The sequence below is a fragment of the Aeoliella straminimaris genome (assembly GCF_024054565.1).
Taxonomy (GTDB): Bacteria; Planctomycetota; Planctomycetia; order Pirellulales; family Lacipirellulaceae; genus Aeoliella; species Aeoliella straminimaris.
In genome coordinates, this window is the sequence record NZ_JAMXLR010000077.1 from 267,884 (window position 1) to 289,369 (window position 21,486).

General features: G+C 60.8%; 13 protein-coding genes. 6 read left to right on the forward strand and 7 right to left on the reverse strand.

The window, feature by feature from the left end; genetic code table 11:
* Positions 1-19 precede the first annotated feature (19 nt).
* Positions 20-793 carry an SGNH/GDSL hydrolase family protein gene (locus NG895_RS23415; RefSeq protein WP_252854969.1) on the reverse strand — a complete coding sequence of 258 codons (774 nt, stop codon included), beginning with the start codon at positions 791-793 and terminating at the stop codon, positions 20-22.
* 175 nt (positions 794-968) lie between these two features.
* On the opposite strand from NG895_RS23415, the gene NG895_RS23420 reads away from it, so the two are divergent.
* Both NG895_RS23420 and NG895_RS23425 read left to right on the forward strand, forming a co-directional pair.
* On the forward strand, positions 969-3,992 hold the full coding sequence (locus tag NG895_RS23420) for a VWA domain-containing protein (RefSeq protein ID WP_252854970.1): 3,024 nt from the start codon (positions 969-971) through the stop codon (positions 3,990-3,992).
* Between the two features lie 112 nt (positions 3,993-4,104).
* Entirely contained in the window at positions 4,105-4,605 is a 501-nt protein-coding gene (locus NG895_RS23425) for a hypothetical protein (protein ID WP_252854971.1), read from the forward strand.
* A 591-nt stretch (positions 4,606-5,196) separates the two neighbouring features.
* Here the strand turns inward: NG895_RS23425 and NG895_RS23430 are convergent.
* Both NG895_RS23430 and NG895_RS23435 read right to left on the reverse strand, forming a co-directional pair.
* A complete protein-coding gene (locus tag NG895_RS23430; protein WP_252854972.1) occupies positions 5,197-5,937 on the reverse strand; it encodes an ABC transporter permease in 741 nt (246 codons plus the stop codon).
* A 55-nt stretch (positions 5,938-5,992) separates the two neighbouring features.
* Positions 5,993-6,550 carry a sigma-70 family RNA polymerase sigma factor gene (locus NG895_RS23435; protein WP_252854973.1) on the reverse strand — a complete coding sequence of 186 codons (558 nt, stop codon included), beginning with the start codon at positions 6,548-6,550 and terminating at the stop codon, positions 5,993-5,995.
* Positions 6,551-7,062: 512 nt separating this feature from the next.
* Here NG895_RS23435 and NG895_RS23440 point away from each other — a divergent pair.
* Complete coding sequence (locus NG895_RS23440; RefSeq protein ID WP_252854974.1) at positions 7,063-7,359, forward strand: hypothetical protein; 297 nt, start codon at positions 7,063-7,065, stop codon at positions 7,357-7,359.
* A 219-nt stretch (positions 7,360-7,578) separates the two neighbouring features.
* On the opposite strand, the gene NG895_RS23445 is transcribed toward NG895_RS23440, so the two are convergent.
* From NG895_RS23445 to NG895_RS23455, 3 genes are all read right to left on the reverse strand, one after another.
* Positions 7,579-8,109 carry an FHA domain-containing protein gene (locus NG895_RS23445; protein WP_252854975.1) on the reverse strand — a complete coding sequence of 177 codons (531 nt, stop codon included), beginning with the start codon at positions 8,107-8,109 and terminating at the stop codon, positions 7,579-7,581.
* Between the two features lie 513 nt (positions 8,110-8,622).
* Positions 8,623-10,089 carry a VCBS repeat-containing protein gene (locus NG895_RS23450; protein WP_252854976.1) on the reverse strand — a complete coding sequence of 489 codons (1,467 nt, stop codon included), beginning with the start codon at positions 10,087-10,089 and terminating at the stop codon, positions 8,623-8,625.
* A complete protein-coding gene (locus tag NG895_RS23455; protein ID WP_252854977.1) occupies positions 10,089-10,307 on the reverse strand; it encodes a hypothetical protein in 219 nt (72 codons plus the stop codon). The genes NG895_RS23450 and NG895_RS23455 overlap by 1 nt, the downstream gene beginning before the upstream one ends.
* Before the next feature lie 211 nt (positions 10,308-10,518).
* On the opposite strand from NG895_RS23455, the gene NG895_RS23460 reads away from it, so the two are divergent.
* The 3 genes from NG895_RS23460 (at position 10,519) to NG895_RS23470 (ending at position 16,740) form a co-directional block, all read left to right on the forward strand.
* Entirely contained in the window at positions 10,519-10,701 is a 183-nt protein-coding gene (locus NG895_RS23460; RefSeq protein WP_252854978.1) for a hypothetical protein, read from the forward strand.
* Between the two features lie 787 nt (positions 10,702-11,488).
* Positions 11,489-13,294, forward strand: coding sequence for a CotH kinase family protein (locus NG895_RS23465; protein ID WP_252854979.1), 1,806 nt, complete (start codon positions 11,489-11,491; stop codon positions 13,292-13,294).
* 236 nt (positions 13,295-13,530) lie between these two features.
* On the forward strand, positions 13,531-16,740 hold the full coding sequence (locus NG895_RS23470) for a carboxypeptidase regulatory-like domain-containing protein (RefSeq protein ID WP_252854980.1): 3,210 nt from the start codon (positions 13,531-13,533) through the stop codon (positions 16,738-16,740).
* Positions 16,741-16,758: 18 nt separating this feature from the next.
* Here the strand turns inward: NG895_RS23470 and NG895_RS23475 are convergent, their stop codons facing one another.
* Complete coding sequence (locus tag NG895_RS23475; protein WP_252854981.1) at positions 16,759-21,432, reverse strand: lamin tail domain-containing protein; 4,674 nt, start codon at positions 21,430-21,432, stop codon at positions 16,759-16,761.
* Positions 21,433-21,486: the final 54 nt, after the last annotated feature.

Here is a 21,486-nt window from a genome sequence, read left to right on the forward strand (position 1 = left end):
AGGTTCCGCGGCGAGGAAATCAGGTTTCGTGGCGGCGATCCTTTAAGGCCTTTTCGATCACTTCGGCAACCTGCTTGCCTTGTGCCTTTTGCCCCTTGGCGGTGAAGTGCACGTTGCCTGGCGAGGTCCACCACTCGCTTTGGCGGGGCTTGGTGAACTCGTACAGGTCGTTCACGCCCACCTGGGGATACCGCTGCAGTACTTCGCGGGCCGCCTGGTTGTATCGGGCCGCGTCGCCGGCGGTGCGGCCGAAGGAGTTCTCCGGCACCGGCGTGGTCGTAGCGAAAATAATCTTGGCCTGCGGGGCCAGCTCCTGCAGGTAGTCCAGTGCCGCGGCCAGGTGCTGTTGATACTCGTCGCTCGAGTGCACCTGCGTGCCACCTTCGTTCACTAGCTTGCCGTCCTTGGCGTACTTCAAGTCGTGCAGGCCGACATTCACGTGAATCACGTCCCAAGTTGCCGGCCAGCGCTCGTCGGCGATAAACGGTGCCATGGTCTGCTGCAGCTTCTTCAATTTCGGAATCAGTGTCGAACTGTCGCCACCGTTGGTGTAAATTCGGTAGACGTTAGCTTTGCCCTCGAGGCCTTGCTGCACGTATCGCTGGTAGCCCATCGATATCGAGTCGCCATAGATGAACACCGACGGCAACTCGGGATTGTAGGTGGGCAGCTTGAACGCCTGCGAGTTGTGGTACTTCTGGTCCACCAGGCCGAGCCACGCTTGCTCCGCCTCGTCGCCATGAGCGCAATTGGCCAATGTCAGAAACAGGGCAGCACACAGTACGCTTCGCATGGTGGTAGATCCTCATGGGGCCGGAGTCGAGTCAGGTGTCTAGCATTCTACTCGGCGGCAATCCTCCTGCTCAACTGCACACAGCTGGCATCGCGACGTTTCTTGCTGGCCCGGCGGTGGATAACGTGTTTTAATGCACATTAGTAGAAATCGTCTAAGACAAGGAATTCGTCCGATGAACTCAGTCTGGCTGCACTTCGACAATACTCATTACTTGTGGCTCTTCACGCTGCTGCCGGTGTTCTGGTGGATCGGCCGCGGTGGCTTCAGCGGACTGCATGGCGGGCAGTGGATGGCGGCCGTCGCCGCCCGCAGCGGAGTGTTCGCCTTGGTGGTGCTGGCGCTGGCCGATACCCAGGTCATGCGCACCAACAACCAGCTGACGGTGCTGTACCTGCTGGATCAGTCGCACAGCATTCCGGACGATCAGCGCGAGGCCATGGTCGACTTTGTGAACGCGTCCATCGAAGCCCATCGCCAGAGCGAGGGATCCAACCGCGTAGGCGTGATGGTCTTTGGCCGCCAGCCGGAGATGGAGATCCCGCCGCTCGACGCGATGCCGGTGCTGGGGAGAATCCAATCGCTGGTCGATCCCGAGTACAGCGATCTCGAGGCGGCCCTCGCCCACGCCCGCGGTATGTTTCCCGGCGACACGGCCGGGCGCGTGGTGCTGGTGACCGATGGCAACGAGAACCTGGGCGACGCCGTGGCCGAGGCCAAAGTGCTGGCCGATGCTGGCATTAGTATCGACGTGGTGCCGGTACCGCTGCCGCAACAGATTGAAGTGGCCGTCGAAAAATTGATGCTGCCCGCCGTGGTCCGCGATGGCGAGCCCTTCGAAATCCGCGCGGTACTTCGCGCCGACATCCAATCCGACGATCGGCCTGCTGCCGGCACGGTGCGCATTGTGCGCCAGGCGTTTGGACGAGAGGAAATTGTGGCCGAACAAAGCGTCGAATTGCCGCCAGGGAAGACCGTGTTGGCCGTTAACGACGAACTCGGTCGCTCGGGTTTCTTTACGTACGAGGCGCAGTACTCGCCCGCCGATCCTCGCGCCGACGGCACTGCGCGAAACAATCGGGCGACTGCCTTCACGCAGATTGTCGGTTCGGGGCAGGTGCTCGTGATCGAGAACGCCGAGGAACGCGGCGCCCACGATCGTCTGGTCGACGCCCTGCGGCGGGGCGGGCTGGAGGTCGAGCTAATCGATACCACCATGCTGTTCAGTTCGCTGGCCGAGTTGCAGCGGTTCGACTGCGTGGTGTTGGCCGACGTGCCGCTGGCCAGTGGCGGTGCGGGCGACGAGGTCGTGGCGTTCTCCGACGCCCAGCTTCGTATGTTGGTGGAGAACACCGAAAGCCTTGGCTGCGGATTGGTGGTCGTCGGTGGCCCCAACAGCTACGGCGCCGGCGGTTGGGCCAGCAGCGAACTGGAGAAGGCCCTGCCCGTCGATTGCCAGATCAAGGACGCGCGAGTGGTGCCGGTGGGCGCACTGGGGCTGGTAATCGATCGTTCGGGGTCGATGGACGGCGAGAAAATCCAGCTCAGCAAGGCGGCCGCCATCGCCGCTGTGCGTTCGCTGGGCAAACGCGACATGGTAAGCGTCGTGGCATTCGACTCGACGGCCGTGCCGATCGCCCGGCTGCGGCAGGTCGACAATGGCGACCGCGTGAGCGCGGCCATTCAAAGGCTGTCGGCCGGCGGCGGTACCGACATGTATCCGGCATTCGCCCAAGTCATCGCCGACCTGGAGAAGGCCGAAGCCGCGGTGAAGCACATCATCGTCCTGACCGATGGCCAAACGCCCAATCGTCCATTCGACGAACTCTTGCAGCGTGCGAAGCAGGCCAAGATCACGGTCAGCGCCGTGGCCATTGGCGGCGACGCCCAGATTCCGCTGCTCACTAACATTGCTGGAGCCGGCGGAGGCCGCTTCTATGCGGTCCGCAGCCCGAAGGCAGTGCCGCGCATCTTCATGCGCGAGGCGCGGCGGGTGTCGCGTCCGTTGGTGCGCGACCTGAAACCGCCGCAAACTCCCGTGGTGGCGAGCGACCATCCGATTCTGGCCGGATTGAGCGAGGGTTTTCCGCCCATCCGCGGCTTCGTGATGACCACGCTGAAGGACAGCTCGCTGGTCGAGGTGGTACTCCGCTCGCCAGTGCCTCCCAACCCCGAGAACAGTACTCTGCTGGCCACCTGGAACTACGGCCTGGGACGCGTCGTGGCGTTCACTAGCGATGCCGGGCAGCGGTGGACCAACTCGTGGACCGGTTGGGAAGGTTACGACGCCTTCTTCACCAAGATGGTTCGCTCAACCATGCGTCCCACCGATGGGGTCCGAAACTACACGCTGGCCACCACCACCGACGATGGCGTGACCACGGTGGTGATCGATGCCTTGGACAACGAGGATAACTACGTCCATCAAACCACCGGCATGAGCGGCACCGTCGTGGGGCCCGATTCCGAGCCCATGCCGCTGGTGGTCGAACAGGTCGCGCCCGGTCGCTATGTCGGGCGGTTCGATTCTCGCCAGTCCGGCACCTACATTGTCGCGGTGGCGCCGCAGGGCGGGCCGACCCTGCGGACAGGCGTGAGCGTAGGTTACTCCCCCGAGTACCGTGCTCGCGAGATGAATCTGCCGCTGCTGGAAACGATTGCCGGGCTCGAACCGCGGGGCGGCGTGGCGGGGCAACTCGTCGGGGGCGCGACCCCTGGCAACCTCGATCAGACCGCCGAGCAGTTGGCCTCCGGGGCGTCGAACCCGTTCCGTCGCGATCTTCGCCAGGCCACGGCCGTCGACTCCATCTGGCCATGGCTTGTCATGGCGGCCGCCTGTTTGTTCGTGGGCGACGTTGGCGTTCGCCGCGTGCGATTCGACCTGGCCGCACTGTTTGGCCTGGCCAGTGACAAGGCCGGCAGCCTGCTGGGACGCCGCAATACGAACGACAGCCCCGCCACGATCACGCGCCTGCAAAGTCGCAAGCAGAGGCTCCGCGAAGAACTCGCCAGCCGCCGCGCAGCGGCCGAGGAAATAGATGCACCGCCGGTCGAGCAGTTTCAAGCACCCGCGCCCCCCGTTCCACCAACGACCACCCCCGCCACAACGCTTTCCACCGACGAGTCGAGCGATCCACCACCCGAGAGCTACACAGAACGCTTGCTAAAAGCCAAACGCGACGCGACCCAGCGAGAGTGAAGTCACCCAGGGCTCGATGGTGGTGAGCCGCCGCCGCGGGGTGGCACCGGCCCCGCCACGAGACCGCTGGAAGCGGAGATTTGCATCGTTCAATTGAGGAGGTGAATCGGCGATGAAGTGCCTGCCAATGCGATGTTTGATAGGTCTCGGCTTATTGGTCCTTGTCGGCTGCGATGTGTCGTCGTACGTTCCTACGCAAGAGAAGCTGCTCGCCAAGGAGAATCCTACAGGCTTTCTGCTGGACGGTGCCGATGACGTGAATGGCGTGTATGGCAATCTTGACGTCGACTGCGTCATCTATACAGCAACCTACGATCACCTCGATTCGGACGCCTTCTGGAAGTCAGTCGCTGAAAGCACGAGTAGCAGAGGCTGGAAGCTGACGGAGGAGGGCTCCAGCTATAGGGCGTATAAGCTCGACCCCAGCACGGGGGAACAGGAGCTTCGGATTGCCCACTCGGCGGATCAACACCTGGCAACAATCGGCTGGATCCAGATCGATGCCAGGCACGACTCGAAAGAGCAGGCAGAAGGCGCCGAACAGCACTTTGCGTCGACCAGCTTCTGGCCTCGCTTTGAGCAGGCCGTCAAGAACTCAGCAACTCCACAGTGACCCTCGGGCTAGTGGCGTGGGGATCGGTGGCAACGAGTCCGAGGTGCACCAAGCCACGAATGGCCGAAGACGACTGCAAAGAGCAGTACGCGATCGGCTTGGTTTCTGCAATTTATAGCAGCTGACATGGGAAGACCACATGGGGAGGAGATAGAGATGTTTGGGCGGCCGTTTTCTGGACGACCAATCCACCAGTGCCAAGTTCCTCGATAATGATGCCGCGGATCTAGCGAAGGCCCGAGCCCCGACTGCTTAACGTTGCAGGCAAACCTCAGCCGTAATCGAACATACAATCAGTACGACAAGCGAAAGTTTCCAGCCTATGATACCAGAGACCGCAAACGTACCGACTGCAAGTACCAACAACACCATTGCTCTGATTAGTAGTCCAGACATTTTCGTCGAAGGTTCTTTGGGAGACCTACTGGTTTATGTGAGTGAATGCGATCCAGAGTCCTCCCAAAGGCTGAGTACGAATTCAAAACCTAAGCGGAAGCCTTCCAGCCCACAGCAGGAATGTTAAGAGCGACATGACGCTATCCACCTGAGCAAGCACAATAGTCCTCCTGGATCGAAGTCCGATGGCAACCGTTAGTGCCGCGACAAGCTCGAATGCACGCGAATATCTTGATCCGGATGGTGTCGTTCAATGATGTTTCTGATGATCGCTTGTGTGTTCTCCACTTGGTCAAGGGTTTTCACATGAAATCGAAAACGATCGTAAGGTACCGGCGCGCTCTGGTCCGCTCCGGGACCAAACAGCCCCAACGGGACGTACGCATCGCGCGTAACGGCGGTCCCCCATGGAACGCCGTCACTCACTACACCGACGACGGTTAGCTCCTGACGTTCGAGAATCACCTTGCGATCGATCGGGTCAGCCTCGTCGAACAGCTTTTTCGCAAGACTGCCGCTCAGGACGACAATTCTGGCGCCCTCCGCGGCTTCGATGGTATCGAAGAAGCGTCCCTGCTGCAGTTCGACCCGGGCAACCTCTTTGAGCAGTTGAAAATACTCCGGTCTCGTTCCGCAGACGGTGGCTTCCGCCACATTATGTTCCGTCTCGATCTTTCCCGATTTCACGCGTTCAACGACAAAGGTTGAGATTGTGGGCAGCGCGTTTACGATTCTGTTCAAGTCGTCCTGATCAAGAATTGGGTTGGACTCTTCGTCCCGGCTGTTGGATTCCACGGTGATCCAGCGAGACGTCGCACTTTGACGCTGCTCCTCTTGCGAGGGAGGCGCGGGCGGACAACCACAGCAGGCAAGTGCTATGGCTGCGCAGAGCAAACTGATCGAACGCTTCGCCTGAACAGGAAGTAGGGTGTTCATGAATGGTTCATACCTGCAATTCGTGAGAGTCCAACGAGACTGCAATAAGTCCGATTCAGCTGGGTTGCATGATTTGGCGAAGTTGCGTTGTCCCACGAAAGATCAACGCTGCCACGGCTCCCTTCGTACGCTGCATGATTCGGCTGACGTCTTCCAAAGGAACTCCCTTCAGATGGTGTAACTCGATCGCTTCCCGTTGGGCATCAGGGAGCGAGGCGAGTGCTCCCGCCAACTGGAGTTCGTCCTCGGCCTGGACGGCCCGCTGACTTGGCGAAGGGGTATCGCTCTTCAGCCACACCTGTAGCCGTGAGGCGGACTGTTCCACCCGGTGAGACAGCGGTCGCTCGCGTCGCACGTCCCGCGCCTCGGTTCGGAACCTACGAATTTCATCTATCAAGTTGTTGGAGAATACCCGTCTCAGCCAGGGCAGTTTTTCCTGATCTTCAAAGGAGGCCCAATCCGATTCGCAAGCTTCAAGCATGGTCGCCTGGACGACACCGGACACATCGACCTTCGCTTGCAACATCGGGTCCAGTTGGAGCCGCCCCAGCAAGGCAAGGTAGTCCCGGTACTGGTTGAGAAGATTCGCCGTGTTGTCGTGCTGATTCGGCACCGTGATCGGTCACATGGGAAAGAGAAGCCTGCCACTAGATGAGTTGAGCGTGTGCTAGACCCCAGTATTACGGACTTTTTCCACAATTACCAATTTTTGCGTAATTGATCCTGCAGGGGATGCGCTTAGCCCCAGGCCCGCTCAGCGGATCTGATCACGGCCGACATTGCTTTTGGGCCGAACCAGATTCCTGAGCCGTCCGCGCTCGGCTTGTTGGTTGTTAGCGCATTCGGACTGTTGATTTCAGCCGGGAGTTGGAGCGGCAACTTATCCGGCGATTCAAGCGTTAAACTGTTGACAAGGATTTTGCTGATTCGGATGCGTTCCTTCTGGTCCGCCGCCCGGTTACCTTGAGGGTTCGACTCAGAATCAAGATCGAGGGTGCAACCCACGCTGAGTATGCGGCAAAGCGCTGCTGAACTTTCAGTAGGTGGAGATTAGGGTTTCTTCCCAACAAGGTGTCATGAGCTGTCACTGATATCTCCCCATGACATAAAGAAAGACGTGATGTTATGGAAGAGGATTACTTCATGCCGCTTTGCGACGAAGAAGCAAAGCTATTTCGGAAAGCGATTTCCGAACGTGGCTATTCGTTGAAATCGCTTGCTGACGCAATTTGGAACAGACATTACTCAGACGGCCAAACGACGTGGCTCCCTAGGCCCGAGTCTCTGTACGCAGCTTTGACGACGGGGTGGATGTCAGGGAGGATAGCCCTTTCCGGTGAACTGGTATCACATATTGAAGCGGAAACTGGCGTTTCGCTTGCTGAGGTGTTTAACAGCAAAGAACTGGGTGCGGAAGAGTAGAAGTTTCTTTTGATGTTGTAGATATCGCAACAAGAACAGAGGTCGAACAACTAGCTGAGCCGACGCCTCAGACGTTCTGGTCCGAGGCTTTACGTCGCTGCAAGTTCGCTCGATGCCCAACTTCGCGAGGATGATGCAATCGCGGCGCGTTCGTGACGCGTGAAACTGCTGTCGGTGCCCTATCCGTTGCAGGTTAGCAGACTCCATTCACGCGGTCGCCTACCAAAGCTGCCACCACTTCTTCTGCGGCGGTGATGGATTGCGGCGCGGTAAATCTTTGGTTCTCATCGGCACGGTTTCGTTGACTTCGCGAATGGACGGTTTCGGTTTGGGTTTCGGCTTGCCAAAATCGGTGTCCGAGATATATTCCACCCGAAGAATGATGCCCCCCAACTGCAGCCGGTCGCCGGTCATCAGCACGGACCGGCTCACTTTTTCATCGTTCAAGTACGTGCCATTCATCGAATTCAGATCGTGAACCACAAGTGAACCCTCGCCGTCGAGATTCAGTTCGCAATGGTAGCGGCTGATCGAATCGTGGTTGATAAAAATGTCGTTATTGGGGTCCCGGCCAATGGTGGACGGCAAGTGCACCGACCAACTACTTTCTACCATCCCCTTCACTGGATTGTCGGCAAACAATTTGTACTGCATTTTGACACCCGCCTTTGAAAAGCCTGAATATCGGTTGTCAATGGATGGCGCGCAAGCAACGCGCGAGACAAGTCCTCCACGGTCGATTATAATCAATAAGTTAACCGTCTATTAGCCGAGATTTTCCAGATAGTGCAGCGGGGAACCGCTCCCGGCACAATTGGCATTTATTGGCCCCGATTGGTTGAACCTGGCGTTCGTGCTGTTGCTGTAGGGCTTCCCAGGCCAGGTTCTGAGCGAAGACCATTCCCACCGAGCAGCCGTCGCGCGTTGGGTGGCTCATCTCGTTGCCCGTGAACAAAGCGCTTGTGGAGTCGAGGCTGGCGCGTGCTGCCAAGCGAGGAAGCGGCTCCCAGAGAAGTTCTTCGCGACGATCGCCCGCGCTGTCGGCCAGAGGCTTGAAGAGCGCGCCGAACAAGGGTGGTTGGTGGTGTGGGGACCGAGTGCAAGGTGCTTGCCCGGGCGAAGCCCGGGGAACACGAGATGCCGTGCCACTTGGCCGTGAGGTGTTGGAGCTGCGCAGGACGATGTGGCCGAAGTCGGATACGCGAACAGAATTCGCATCTGGCCAGAGGTCGAGAACCTCAGTCAACGTAGGTCAGACGCGCTTCACACGGGCCGGCCTAGGCGTCGGGCCCAGTGAACCAGTGGACAGCCTGCGATCAACAGCAGTGTGCACGTTGCAGGCTCGGGTACGGACGCGGACATGTAAACATAGATGCTACCCGAGTTCTCGCCGCCGAAGTCCGCCATCGCAGCGCCGACCGCGAAATCTCCCAGGCCGTCGTTGTTCAGGTCACCAAGCGGAACGACGGCGCGGCCGAATTGGTCATCTAGCGACTCGCCCCAGAGGCGGCCGAGGTAGGCCTGCCGCGTTGGGCTGTAGAACATAAGCAAGTCCTGCGATCCGATCCCTGCAGCGATCGCGATGTCAACCTGGCCATCGCCGTCCAGGTCACCGACATTCTCGACATTTCCGCGTAGATGGGTGATATCGGCGGGCCGTGGTAGTTCCCAGAGCATCTGCTGAGTGGCTCCGTCGTAGAAGTAAGCCGCGCCAGACCAGTCGTTCGGTCGGTTCGCAGTGAAGATGTAGTCCATCACACCGTCGCCGGTGAAATCACCGGCGGTCGCCAGTGGATTCTGCCCCTCGCCAGAGTCGCCGAGCACCACATCCTCCGCCGGGCCGTCGAAGTGCAGGGTCTCGATGTCGGCCAGCAACACGTGGCCTGTGGCCGACGAGGCACCGCTTACCAGCGAGACGCGGCCGCGCGATGAGCCGGTGAGTTGGGGAGGCGATTCGGGGACACCATCGTCGGTCGCGACTAGAAAGTCGTCGATCCCGTCGTTGCCGATGACGTCGCCGACGTTGCGGATCGCGGGGTCGTTGCGCCAGTGGTAACTCGCCTCGAGTACCGCTTTGACGCGAATGCTGCCGGTCCCATCGGGCTCGTACCAGTACACGTTGCTGCCGATGCCGCCAACGTTGGGCCGAGAGGCTTCGAGCAACTGGCCATTGCTGAGCCCGGCGAGGAACGTGCCGAGGTAGTGCGTGTCGCTACCGCCATACTCAATCGCCAGCACACCCGGGTGCGTGTCTTGCGTTCCGCCTATCGTCCGGTCGCTGCCGTCGGCCACGATAAACGTGTCGAAACGCGGGACGCCCGCTGCAAAGTCGGGCACGCCATCGCCGTTGACATCCGAAAGGCCGGCCACGGACCGTCCCATGGACGTACTCAAGGTGCTATCAATCCGGGATAGGATCGTTAGCTGGGCCCCCGTTTCTGCCAGCAGGTACACCGCGTCGTCACCCGCAGTACCCGTTGGGGCGCCCGCGACCATGTCGGCCCGACCATCGCCGTTCACGTCATCGATTCGCGACAAGGCATGGCCGAACGAATGCTGGCTCAGTTCGCTATCACGTCGATAAGCCAATTCGTAAGAGGGCAATAGACCGGACTCATTCGCGGCCATCGAGAGGCCCGGTTGCGAGTTTGCCACCGCCATGGTTGCCATTTGTGCGTACACAGTCGCCTGAACGGCGGCGAGAAGCAAGGTTGTAAGCTGTTTAGTCATTAGAACGATCCCCTGGTTGAATACAGCATTCCGGCAAGATACTCGCGATCGACCTGCATCAGGCCCCGCTCGATCTCATGGCATTGTACTAACTGAATCACCGCTTTGCTACGTCGTGCCAACGACGGGGGATACAGCCCACCGCCACTTTCCAGTGTGGCACCAGCACTGCGAAGGTCGTTGGCGAATGTCGGACTGCTGTTGTAGAGACCGATCACAAAGAGCTCGCCCGGGCGAAGTCCGGGGACACGAGTTGCAGTGCATCTCGGCCGTGACCTATTGGAGCTGTGCAGGTCGATGTGACCGGGGTAGGATGTGCGGCCAGCGTTTGCTGCACAGGATTTTCACGCCGACGCGGGTTAGAGTCGACGGGTTTCTGCGGAGTTGATGTGCCCAACGGTAGTTGCGAATAGCTGTTCTGCCGCACCAATGACACTGCACCTAGAGGCCAGCTATCGTCAGCACGACGACTCCAATTATCAAAAGCGGGGGAAGCAACAACAGAAACGCGATTACTCTATTCGCTCCGCTCCACGCTTTAAGATGGCCCTGTTCGTCAGCTTTGTCGTAGTAAATATTGCCTGTAACGAGAGCGAAACAGGTGATCAGTAGTAACGGGATGGCTCCTAGGGTCAACACGTGTACTAACATCAAAAAAGAATTGGTCCCAGACTTTCTGTACCAAGGCAAATCGTCGTATGAGGTGGGGACCTTCTCTTTTTTCTTCATCTGAATACTCCAGGTGGCACTCAAGTGCTCCATGACGTGATCGGCGAGCCACGGTTGTGATTTGTGCTGAGTATAGGCGTTATTGCTCCCGCAGCAAACGTCCCATCCTAACCTGCTTCGGCTTCATCCTCCTGGGCAGTTTCCCCTTGGTTTGTAATCGCCTTCGGCGTGACACGCCGAGGGCCTTTCGAGCTATCTCTGAAGCTGCAGGTTGCGGACGATATCCGGCGCGCTCGTTCGCGGAGTGACCGGCCACCAACTGAATGAATTTTTGAATCGCCGGGGGGCAGAACCTTTGAAGCTTTCGACATGCCCGGCTTGGTAACTTGTTGCCCCGTAGTGAGTTGGGAGTTCTAGCGGATCCAGAACTCGTCGCGCGCATTGTCGACGCTGTGCGAGCGAGTTGTCCATGCGTCCAAGCGATCGTGCTAAGCGCTTGGCGTTGTGGGAGTCGGCAGCAGCTGCGACGCACCTCAGCGAGTCCAACCCCGCGGGGTGTGTTCGGTTGTGTGCAGGGGCCGCGGTTTGCAGCGGAGGAAATTTTGGGCGTAGCGGTACCCAACGCCGGTTGCGTGGTTGCATACACTATCGGCCATGCGGAACGGCTGCTGCTTTGCTAGCTTCGCGTGCTGCCGAAAGTCTCCCCCACCCGAATTGGCTGTTGAACAAGATGCTCCAAAAACTGCTGTACTTGTTACCGTTGTTAGTTGCTGCCCCCGTGGTGCTGGCGCAGATGTTTGGTGGCCCGCCGCGTTTCGGAGGCGGAGGATTCGGCGGTGGCTTTGGTCCTCCGGGCGGAGCGCGCGGCGACCGGGAACTGGTCGACGAGTTCGACAAGGACGACAACGGCTGGCTCAACGCCGAGGAGCGCCAGGCGGCCCGCGAATCGATGGCCACTGGCGATGGTCAGCGTCGGCGCGGCGGTCGTGGCGGTGGTTTTGGTCGCGGTGGCAATCGCGAACCGGCCGAGCCCGGCCGTAAGGTGACGCCCGACCAGGTCGAGACGTTCCCCGACAAGCCGCTGTACGCCGCAGGCGTGCTGCGTACGCTGTTCCTGGAGTTCGACTCCGACGATTGGGAGTCGGAACTCGAAGCGTTCAAAGGCACCGACGTCGACGTGCCCGCCACGCTGAAGGTGGATGGCAAAACTTACCCGGGCGTGGGCGTTCACTTCCGCGGTATGTCGTCTTACATGATGGTTCCCACCGGTTACAAACGTTCGCTCAACCTGTCGCTCGACACGGTGGACGAGGACCAACGACTCTACGGCTACAAGACGCTAAACCTGCTGAACTGCTCCGGCGATTCGACATTGATGAGCACGGTACTGTACTCGGACCTCGCCAACGAACACGTGCCGACGCCGAAGGCCAACTTTGTCGAGGTGGTGATCAATGGCGAAAGTTGGGGCGTGTATGCCAGCGTGCAGCAGATGGACAAGATCTTCACCAAGGAGCACTTCGAAACGTCGAAGGGCACCCGGTGGAAGGTGCCGGGCAATCCCGGGGCCGACGGCGGGTTGCGATACCTGGGCGAGGACCTCGACGGGTACAAGTCGCGGTTCGAGATGAAGTCGGACGACGGCAAGAAGGAATGGAATTCGCTGGTGGAGCTCTGCCAGGTGCTGAACGAGACGCCCATCGAAAAGTTGCCGAAGAAGATCGAGCCGATCCTCGATGTCGACGAGGTGCTGTGGTTCCTGGCGTACGACGTCGCCCTGGTGAACAGCGACGGCTACTGGACCCGTGCTAGCGACTACTACCTGTTCCGCGATAGCGAGGGAGTGTTTCACACCATCCCGCACGACATGAACGAAGCGTTCATCGCCGGCCACGGCGGACCTCCCGGCTTTGGTCCCCCTGGCGGTCGGGGATTCGGGCGCGGCGATCGTCCCGACGGCGAAGGTCGTCCCGAGGATGGACCCCCTGGGTTCGGGCCACCCGGCTTTGGTCCTCCCGGCTTTGGCCCTCCTGGTGGGCGACCTCCTGCGGATGACGCTGGCGGCGACGGTGCCTTCTTGCAGTTTGGTGGTCCGCCGCGGCGTGGACCGGAAGGGCAGGGCGAACCACCCGCTGGGCAAGAGCGCGATCGCCGTGGCCGAGGTCGCTTTGGTCGCGGACCAGGCGGGTTCGGAGGACGTGGCGGCGGGCCGGGCGGTGGTGGCCCGAAGCTCGACCCGCTGGTCGGCATCGACAACGATCGCATGCCGCTTCGCAGTCGGTTGCTGCAAGTGCCCGAGTACCGCGAGCGCTACCTCGAGTACATCGACAGCATCGCCGAACAACAACTCGACTGGGCGCACTTCGGCCCCAAGGTTGAGCGCAATCGAGAGCTCATCGCCGACGCGGTGAAACAAGACACCCGCAAGCTCACCAGCACCGAAGCGTTCGAACAGGCAACCAGCGCCGACGGCTCGCTTCGCGAGTTCAGCGAGCAGCGGGCCGAGTACCTGAAGTCGTACCAGCCAGCAGAATAGCAGCAGCGAGAATCAAGGCGGCCAGCGGCGCGCATCGAGCGCCGTTGGCCGCCCGCTTTTCATGTGCGCTGAATGTCGCCTCAGGGGAATGGACCATCTCGCCCCTCTGGGGGACTGTGTCATGCTTGCGGTCTTGCGCGAGGTGCGGCTATGCTTACTTCGGGGGCAGGTGTCGGTGTCTAGCAGCTGACACGTGCCGAATCCTTGGTGTTTTCGCATCGTTGGGAGAAGCAAGCATGAACGATAACCTGCAGCAGGTAACCTCTTGCCGCGGACTCACATCGCCCGCTGGCGCCCGGTGGCAATATCGCCTGGCGATCGTGGTCGTCGTGGCCATTAGCGGAATGGCAGGCAGCACCCGCTTGCTCGCCCAACCCGCCACAGAGACCGAGCAGGACCCTGGAGTCGAAGCGGTACTGTCGGGCAGGGTTGTGGACCCGTCGGGCGCGCCGGTAACCGATGCCACTCTCAACCTGATGGGCAAGACTCGCAAGCCCGATGGTTCGATGGACTACCAGACGGCCAAGACCGATGCCGAGGGACGGTACGCCTTCGAGACGGTCGCCCAGATGGACACCTATCGGATGCAGATCGAGTCGACCAGGTGGGTGGGTCTCACCAACTGGCGTGAGCTGCCAGAGATGCAGTTGTCGCCGCTAAGCAGAATGAAGCGTGATTTCGAACTGGAGCCGGCGTGCGTGGCTCGCATCCAGGTGGTGGACGAGCAGGGCAATCCAGTGCCGCGCGTGCGTCTGTACGTGGCCCCTCTGAGCAACGAGCAATTTGTTAACGCCAATTCGGCCAGCACCGATGACGATGGATGGGCAACCGTGGGAGGTCTCGTGCCGTCGGAGCAGCAGTACCTCTGTGGCACCATGCACGACGACTATGCATTTGCCAAGTTGATCATGAAGCTGGACGATCCGGCAAAGAAGTACGAGGAAAAAATCGTCTTGTCGCCGGGCGTTGAAGTGTCGGGCGTCGCCCTATGTTCGGACGGCAAGCCGGCCGTGGGGTGGACCGTCAACGCCATGCCCAAGTGGTGGAACTTTACCAGCTCGCCGATGGGGCAGGCTATCGACAACGTGGGCGGCTTCACGCTGCCGCACGTCACGCCGGGGGAGTACGACGTGCATGTCAGCATCCCAACCGGCGAAGGCATGTACCGGCAGCACACTGCGCTGATCGATGCAAAGCTTCCACCGCCAAACGGGCCGCTGAAGCTGAATCTGTCGATCCCCTCACCCAAATCGATGGTGGCCATTATGGGGGTCGTGAAAGTGGAAGGTCAGCCGCGAAAAGAGAATATCAGCATCCACGCGAGCTCGGAGGATGGGAAGCACAGCGGCAATGGTTCGGTCGGCGTTGGCGAGCGCGAGTTTCGCATCTCGCCGCTTCCACCAGGGCGGTACACGCTCACGTTCAACTCGACCGAGGTCGAGCAAGTACGGCTCGACGGCATTGAAGCACCTACCGACGAAGTGGAGGTCACGCTGAAGTCCATCGGGCGACCACGCTTGTCGGGCAGTGTGGTTCGGGGCGATACCAAGGAACCACTGCAGCACTTTCGCGTGCGGGTGATGAAGGTTCGCTACTTGCGTGGTCCTGGCTACGTGCAGGACTCGAGCTGGCAGACGGTGGACGATCCGCTGGGGCTGTTTTCCATGGAAGTCGTGGGGCCGGGCATCTACCAGATCATGGTCGATGCCGACGGACTGGCACCCGCCAGGAGCGAACCGATCAACACCGACGACTACGATGGCAAGCCAGTGTGGCTGGAACTTAATGAAGGTGTCACCCTCCGCGGCACGGTCGTCGACCAGCAGGGTAACCCCGTCGACGGAGCCGTTATTACCACCTCGACTTACTCCAATGTTCCCACCGGCATCAATCAAGGAGCAACGTCGACGGCCGACAGTTCGGTGCGAACCATCGCGGGTAAGTTCGAGATTTCGCACCTTCCCGCTGGTGAAGAAACTCTCACGGTGAAGCATCCCGATTTCTGCTCGATGGCTACCGAACCGATCACCATTGGCGACTCGGATCTGGAGGTCGACCCAATTGTTCTCAACGCTGGCGGCACCGTTGAGGGGCGCGTCTACGATGGACGTGGCAAACCCGAAGCCAACGTGACGCTGTACGTGCAGTTGGGAAGCAGCAACAACGAGTCAGCCCGCCTGGCGACCGTGGTGACCGACCAGGATGGCTATTACCGTGCAGAGCACCTGCCGGAGATGCTTTGCGAAGTGCAGCGAGCCAAGGTGTGGGACTCGTTGGGCGTGGTCCGTACGAGGGTGCTTCCCACCAATGGTCAGATATCGCGAATCGACCTCGGTGGCCCTGAGGCAGCCACTGGCCGACTGCTGATCAACGGCCAGCCGCTGCAGAACGAACGGGTTCAGCTTGGCGGCGACCATCCCAATTTCAGCACCTGCGTGGCCTACGCCCAAACGGACGACGACGGCAACTTCACCTTCTGGGGCCCCGCGCCGGGCAAACGAGTGCTGTACTATCGCGCCCCTGGCACACGGGGCGACTGGATACGTGCCGGCGAGGTAATGGTGGTGCCCGGCGAACCGGCTTCGAGTATCCTTGGCGATATCGATATTCGCTCCGCCACCCTCACGGTACCGGTTGCCGGAGTTCCCGAGGATCAGTTGGCGAAGATTCGCATGATGCTCATTGAGTACCGACCCAGGTGGCCCTTCGGCAATGATGTGGGCGTGCTGCAGTCGCGCCAAGAACTCACTGATCCCTTTGTGTTCAATCGCGTACCACCCGGGCAGTACGAATTGGTGTGCCGGCGATTGGGGGACAATCTGTCGTTGCGAAAGCTGGTGGAAGTGACCGCCGACCAGCCCGAGCAAAGCGCCGCGATCGAATGGCCCGCAGCGACGGGCAAACTCGAAGTCCGCTTGGACGAGCAGGCACGCAGCCAAGAGGAGATCCGCTCACCCTACTTATGGAGTACAGATGGTCGGTTCTATACGTCCGTGGATCTAAGGGAGGAAGGCAAAACTCGCTACGAGAAATTGCCGGCGGGCGACTACTACCTGGCCACGGCCGGCACCCGCAATCCGCCACGCATCGCTGAGTTCTCGGTGGCACCTGATGAGGAAACCGTGCTCGAGCTAACCGAAGAACACTTCCAGTCGCCACCAAGAGACTTGGGCATGATCGTCGTGCAGTGTTTCACGCCCGACGGCCTGGTTCTTGATGGCTGCACGATCGACCTGAAGAGCGATTCTGGCAGTGTGCAGGAAAGCAGCAGTCAAGGTGGCCGAACCAACGTGATTGGCGATCCGGGTGAATACACCATGACGGTCTCGTACCCGGGGTTCGAGACCGCCCGGCAGCAGGTCACCATCAAGCCGGTCTTGCCGAATGGCCGAGTGGCGGGCGATGTGAGCGTGCACGTCCACATGGTCCCGGCGGACAACGGGTAGCCCGATCGCCTAAACCTGCTACGACTCGAGACCCCAATCGATGCCCAGGGCGGCGTCGGCCAGGCTGGCCTCGTCGTCGGTTGAACGTGTGGCGCCGGCGCTATCCATGAATACCTGCACTTCTTGCGGTTCGTCTGCCTCGGGCAATAGTGGCAGTTCGGCCTCGGCGGGCTCGTACAATTCCTCGATCGCCTGCTCGAGCGCCGTGGGGCTCGATTCGTCCTGCGTCGAATTGCCCGCAGCCGTCGGCGAGGTTCCAGAGAACGGATAGCTGCTCGCAGTGGACACGGTCGCTGTTTGCGACTGGTTTGGAGTGACATCCTGGTGTTCGGCGGCCAGGGTGCTCAGTGGCTGCGAGGGCTGCAAGGCCGTGAGGCCCAAGTGGTTTCGCCACACGATGAAGTCGGCCAGCGAGATCTCGCCGTCGCGGTTGCCGTCGGCGCCAAATCCCACGGTCGCGACACTCGAGCCAAACGCCGCTTTCCAAACCTGATAGTCGGCCTGATCGACCAGGCCGTTGGCATCGTAATCGCCCGGCAGGGGATAGCCTTCGTTACCGGGTGATCCGCCCCAGTACAGGCTCGCCCGCCAGTTTGCAGGATCGCTCGCATCGCCCAGCGGGTCGACGATCTCCAGCGACTGGCCCTGGCCGTCGGGCGAAGTGGGCCAGGGGGCGTCGTCGCTGTACTCGAAGCTTTGGATCAGCAGGCCATTGGCGTCCAGCAGCGTGATTCTCTCGCCACCGTTGCTCAGGTTGCGATCGCCAAAGCCTCCCAACGCCACGTTGAGATCGGTGCCGTAAACCGATTCGAAGGTCGCCACGTCTCGCGCGACAATGATGTAGTCGCCGGGGGCGAGCGTCTGCCCGCTAGCGAAAACGTACGCCTCGGACGCAAAGTCGGCGATCTGCACACCGCTCAGGTCGACCGGTTCGCTGCCGGTGTTCTTGATCTCGATGAACTCCTGGTCGTCCTCGTCCACCAGGCCAGGATTGTACGGATGGTAGTGCAGCTCGGTGATAGCCAGCGTGGGCAGCGAGTCGGACTCGCCGACGGCAAACTCCACCGGCTCCGACCAGTGACTCCAGCGACCGGTGTCGTCCTGGAATCTCACCCGTGCCCGGTGTGTAGCGCCAGCGGTCACTGCCGAAGCGGGCGGGGCGATGGATTCGCTGTAGGAGGTTATCGCGCCGGAGTCCCAACTGGCGGTCCATTCGTCCAGGAACAGTGTGTCGGGATCCAAGCCGGCCGAGGCGTCGGTTACCTCGGAGATGCGCCACTGGACGGCGGCAAAGTTGTCGCCCTGGGGGTCGACGAATGAAGTCGTCTGGAACTGCAGCCCACCGGCCCAGATGTTGGGGTCGCCCACGTAGGAGAGGGTGGGTGTCTGCGGAATGCGTCCCTCCTCGCCCGTGGCGGCCAGCAGGCTGTCGAGATAGGCAGCGCGGCCGCCGGGCCCCACGGTGCCACTGGAGGCCGTACCGCCGGAGGGCCAGTTGCCTCCGACGAAGGCGAAGTTCAGCATGTCCTCGACCAGGTTGTCGATCGAAACGATGCCGGCGCCGCCGAGTCCGTCGTAGTTGCCGGCCTCGTCGGGCGCACCTTGCCATCTCGCTCGATCGGCGGCCTCCAGGGGAAGCAGGTTCGAAGCCAATTCGGTGATCATGCCCTCGAGTTGATCGGGCTGCCAGATGAGGTCGCGCAGTTCTCGTAGCGTGTTGTAGAATTCCGGCAGAATCAGTTCATAGCGATACTGCGGGTCGTTGTTTTCGAACAAGGCGTCGTAGACGACGTCTTCTCCTTGGTTCCAGGTGGGCCCCCAGGTGGCGTCGGTATCCCAGGGCAGGATCCATAACTTGCCGAGGTAATCATTCTCGGCCAAGTAGTCCGGCTCGAAGTAGTAGGCCATGTTCTTGTTGGCATCCGGCCAATAGTCGTAATGGCGCACCGCCTCGGACACGGCGTGGTAGATGTAGTACTTCTCGAGGTTCACGCGGTACTCGATATCGGTACTGGACCGCGAAAGGACGTACTCGATGTAGTCGTGGTCCGAACCATCGGTTACCGCGTTGGGCGCTTGATAGTCCTGCTGGCGGAGGGCGTCCTGCGACTGGTTGATCAGCTTGTACAGGTTACCTTCTTCCAGTCCGTGAGCGTCGAGGAACCGTTTGTCGTAATCCTCCAGCGCGAAGTTGATGCCCCAGAAATCACCATTCCACTGGTCGGGCGCTTCGGCGGCGTTGTCGATCACCCGGAACTGGAACCAATGGGTTTCGATGGCAGGCAGCCCCATCATGTTGTAGAGCTGCATGGTCATCGCTTCGTTGAGCGCGTAGGTCAGGGTTTCGTGGTTGTCGAACCCCTTGCCTGTGGTAAGCGTCTTCCACTTTTCGGGATAGGGATTGCCTTGTTGGTCGGTGGGCTCGAACCAGTTGCCATCGTTAAAGCGGAACCGCATGCTCCGCTTGCCATCGCCATAGTAGCGACCGTTGGCGCCGCGCAATCGGTAGTGAATGTTGTCGTACACCTGGCCGTTGTAGACCATGGTGCCGGCCCAGTTCCACGTGAAGCGAGCTTCGGTGCCTTGGGCGATCTGGTCGCCGCCGTCGTAGGCCACGGCTTCCGAAAGATCGTCGGACCGCGTCAACAGATGGTACACCGGCAGCGATGCCAGGTCGTCCGCGTTGGCCAGCACGTCGCCCGAGTTGTTCTGATACTCTGGAACGCCGTCGTACACGAAGTAGGCAAAGTTCAGCGAGGCGTCGTCGGCGTAAGGGGCAAGGCTGCTGGCGCCCAGCGTGTCGGCCACCTCGATGCGGTACCGCACCAGGGTGCGATGCGCTTGCGCGGGGACGGCGGCCGTATAGATTCCATCGCCAGCCACCTGATCGGCACCCGTGCCATCGTCCACCATGGCGATGGTGGCCCAGTTGGCAAGATCGAAGTACTCCGGATTGGCCGTAGGCAGCAGCTCGGGATTCGCGAGCAACTCGTTGTGCGGAACGGGCAGCGTGGCCGGGATGTACTCGCCGGGCAGCACGATCTGATACTGCAGGTCGACCGAGGCCACGCCATCGGGATCGCTCACCTCGGCGGTGATGACTCCCGTCGAGGAAGAAGTTTCGCCACCACTGGACTGCACATCGGTGATGGCCGGTGCGGCGTTGTCTGCCAGCACGTTGTTCGGTGCACCCGGCGTGGCGCGCGGGGCGTTGACGGAAACGAACAGCGAACGGGTGGCCGTGCCTTGTTCGTTGGTGGCGGTGATCGTGTAGGTGGTCGAAGTGGTGGGGGCAACCATCACCTGCGACTGGCCCAGGACGTTGCCCACGTCGGGAGTGATGACGAGTGTATCGGCCTCCTGGACGTTCCAGGCCAAGGTGACCGACTGTCCGGGCACTACGTCCGAAGCATCGGCCACAAACGAACCGATGGTGGGGCCCGCAATCACGGCGTCGGCGCCCGCCGTGTAGCTGCTGGCGACTTCGCCGCTGGTGAGTGCCCGGCTGTAGATCCGGAACTCGTTGTGGCGGCCATCGAACAGGGCGTCGCCAAATTGCGAGCGGCCCAGCCAGTTGTTCACGTCGTCGAGGTCGTCCAGGTCGATCAGCGTGAGGCTGCTGCCGGCCGATTGACCGTTCACGTAGAGCGTTTGCGTGTTGTTAGCCCCGTCCCAGGTAACGGCGAAGTGCAGCTCGACGTGGGTGTCGGCGTCTTCGGTCCAGTCGACCCAGCTTTCGTTGCCGCTGCTTCCTTGGCGATGCGTCAGGCGAACCGTGTCGGCGCCGGACCGCGGAATGAGCGTAATGTAGCTCTGGTTGTTCGCGCCCGTCGATTGATCTTCGCCGCCCTGGCTACGGCCGAAGGAAAAGATTTCGGCCCACTCGCGGTTGCGAGTCACGGTGCCCCACCATTCGAACGTGGCGCTCTCGCCCAAGTCCGAGATAATGCCATTGGGCAGATCGACGTAGGCGCCCGACTGAAACACGGGACCTTGATCGGAGGATTGCCCACTGTTGGCGCTGACATCGAGTTGGCCACTGTGGAAGTCGGCCAGACCCGTGGGATCGACCAGCACGCCACTGGCCCCGCCAACGCTGTCGACCAGGTCGCCCGAGAAGCTCCAGCGGTGCAGCAGGTCGTTCAGCGATCCACTGGTTGCGGGTGGATCCTCCGATCCCTCGCCAAACAATGGCGCCGTGTAAGCGGGACGCCAGTTGCTGCCCAGGTTGTTATCGAGTTGTGGGTTGATGAGCTCCATCGACACACCCTCGCCATCGGGCGCGATGGGCCAGGGGAGCTCGGTGCCGTATTCCACCTCGTCTATCAGGTTGCCCAGCTCGTCGGATAGGGCGATCCGCTCGCCACCGTTACTCAGCCCGCCAGAGTAGGTACCCACCGCCACGGCGCCGAACTGCGAGAGCAGCGTGTCGGGATCCTGGGCCACGACCAAGTAGCCGCCAGCGGGAATGGTCTGGCCCTGGGCAAAGGTGAAGTCGATGCCATCGGTGAAGCTCCACCCCGAGATATCGACCGCCGTGGCGGCCGTGTTGTGCAGCTCGACGAACTCTTCGAAGCTGGTGTTGTCGTCGGCGTTGTAGTGCAGCTCGTTGATTACCACCGCCAGCAGATGGCGGTTCTCGAGCGACTCGATACGCAGCTTTCGCCTGCGGCCGCCTCGGCGACTACGCAAGTTGAATGAATGTGCCTCATTCCCGGAACCGAAAACCGCCATGCTCGCCTGATC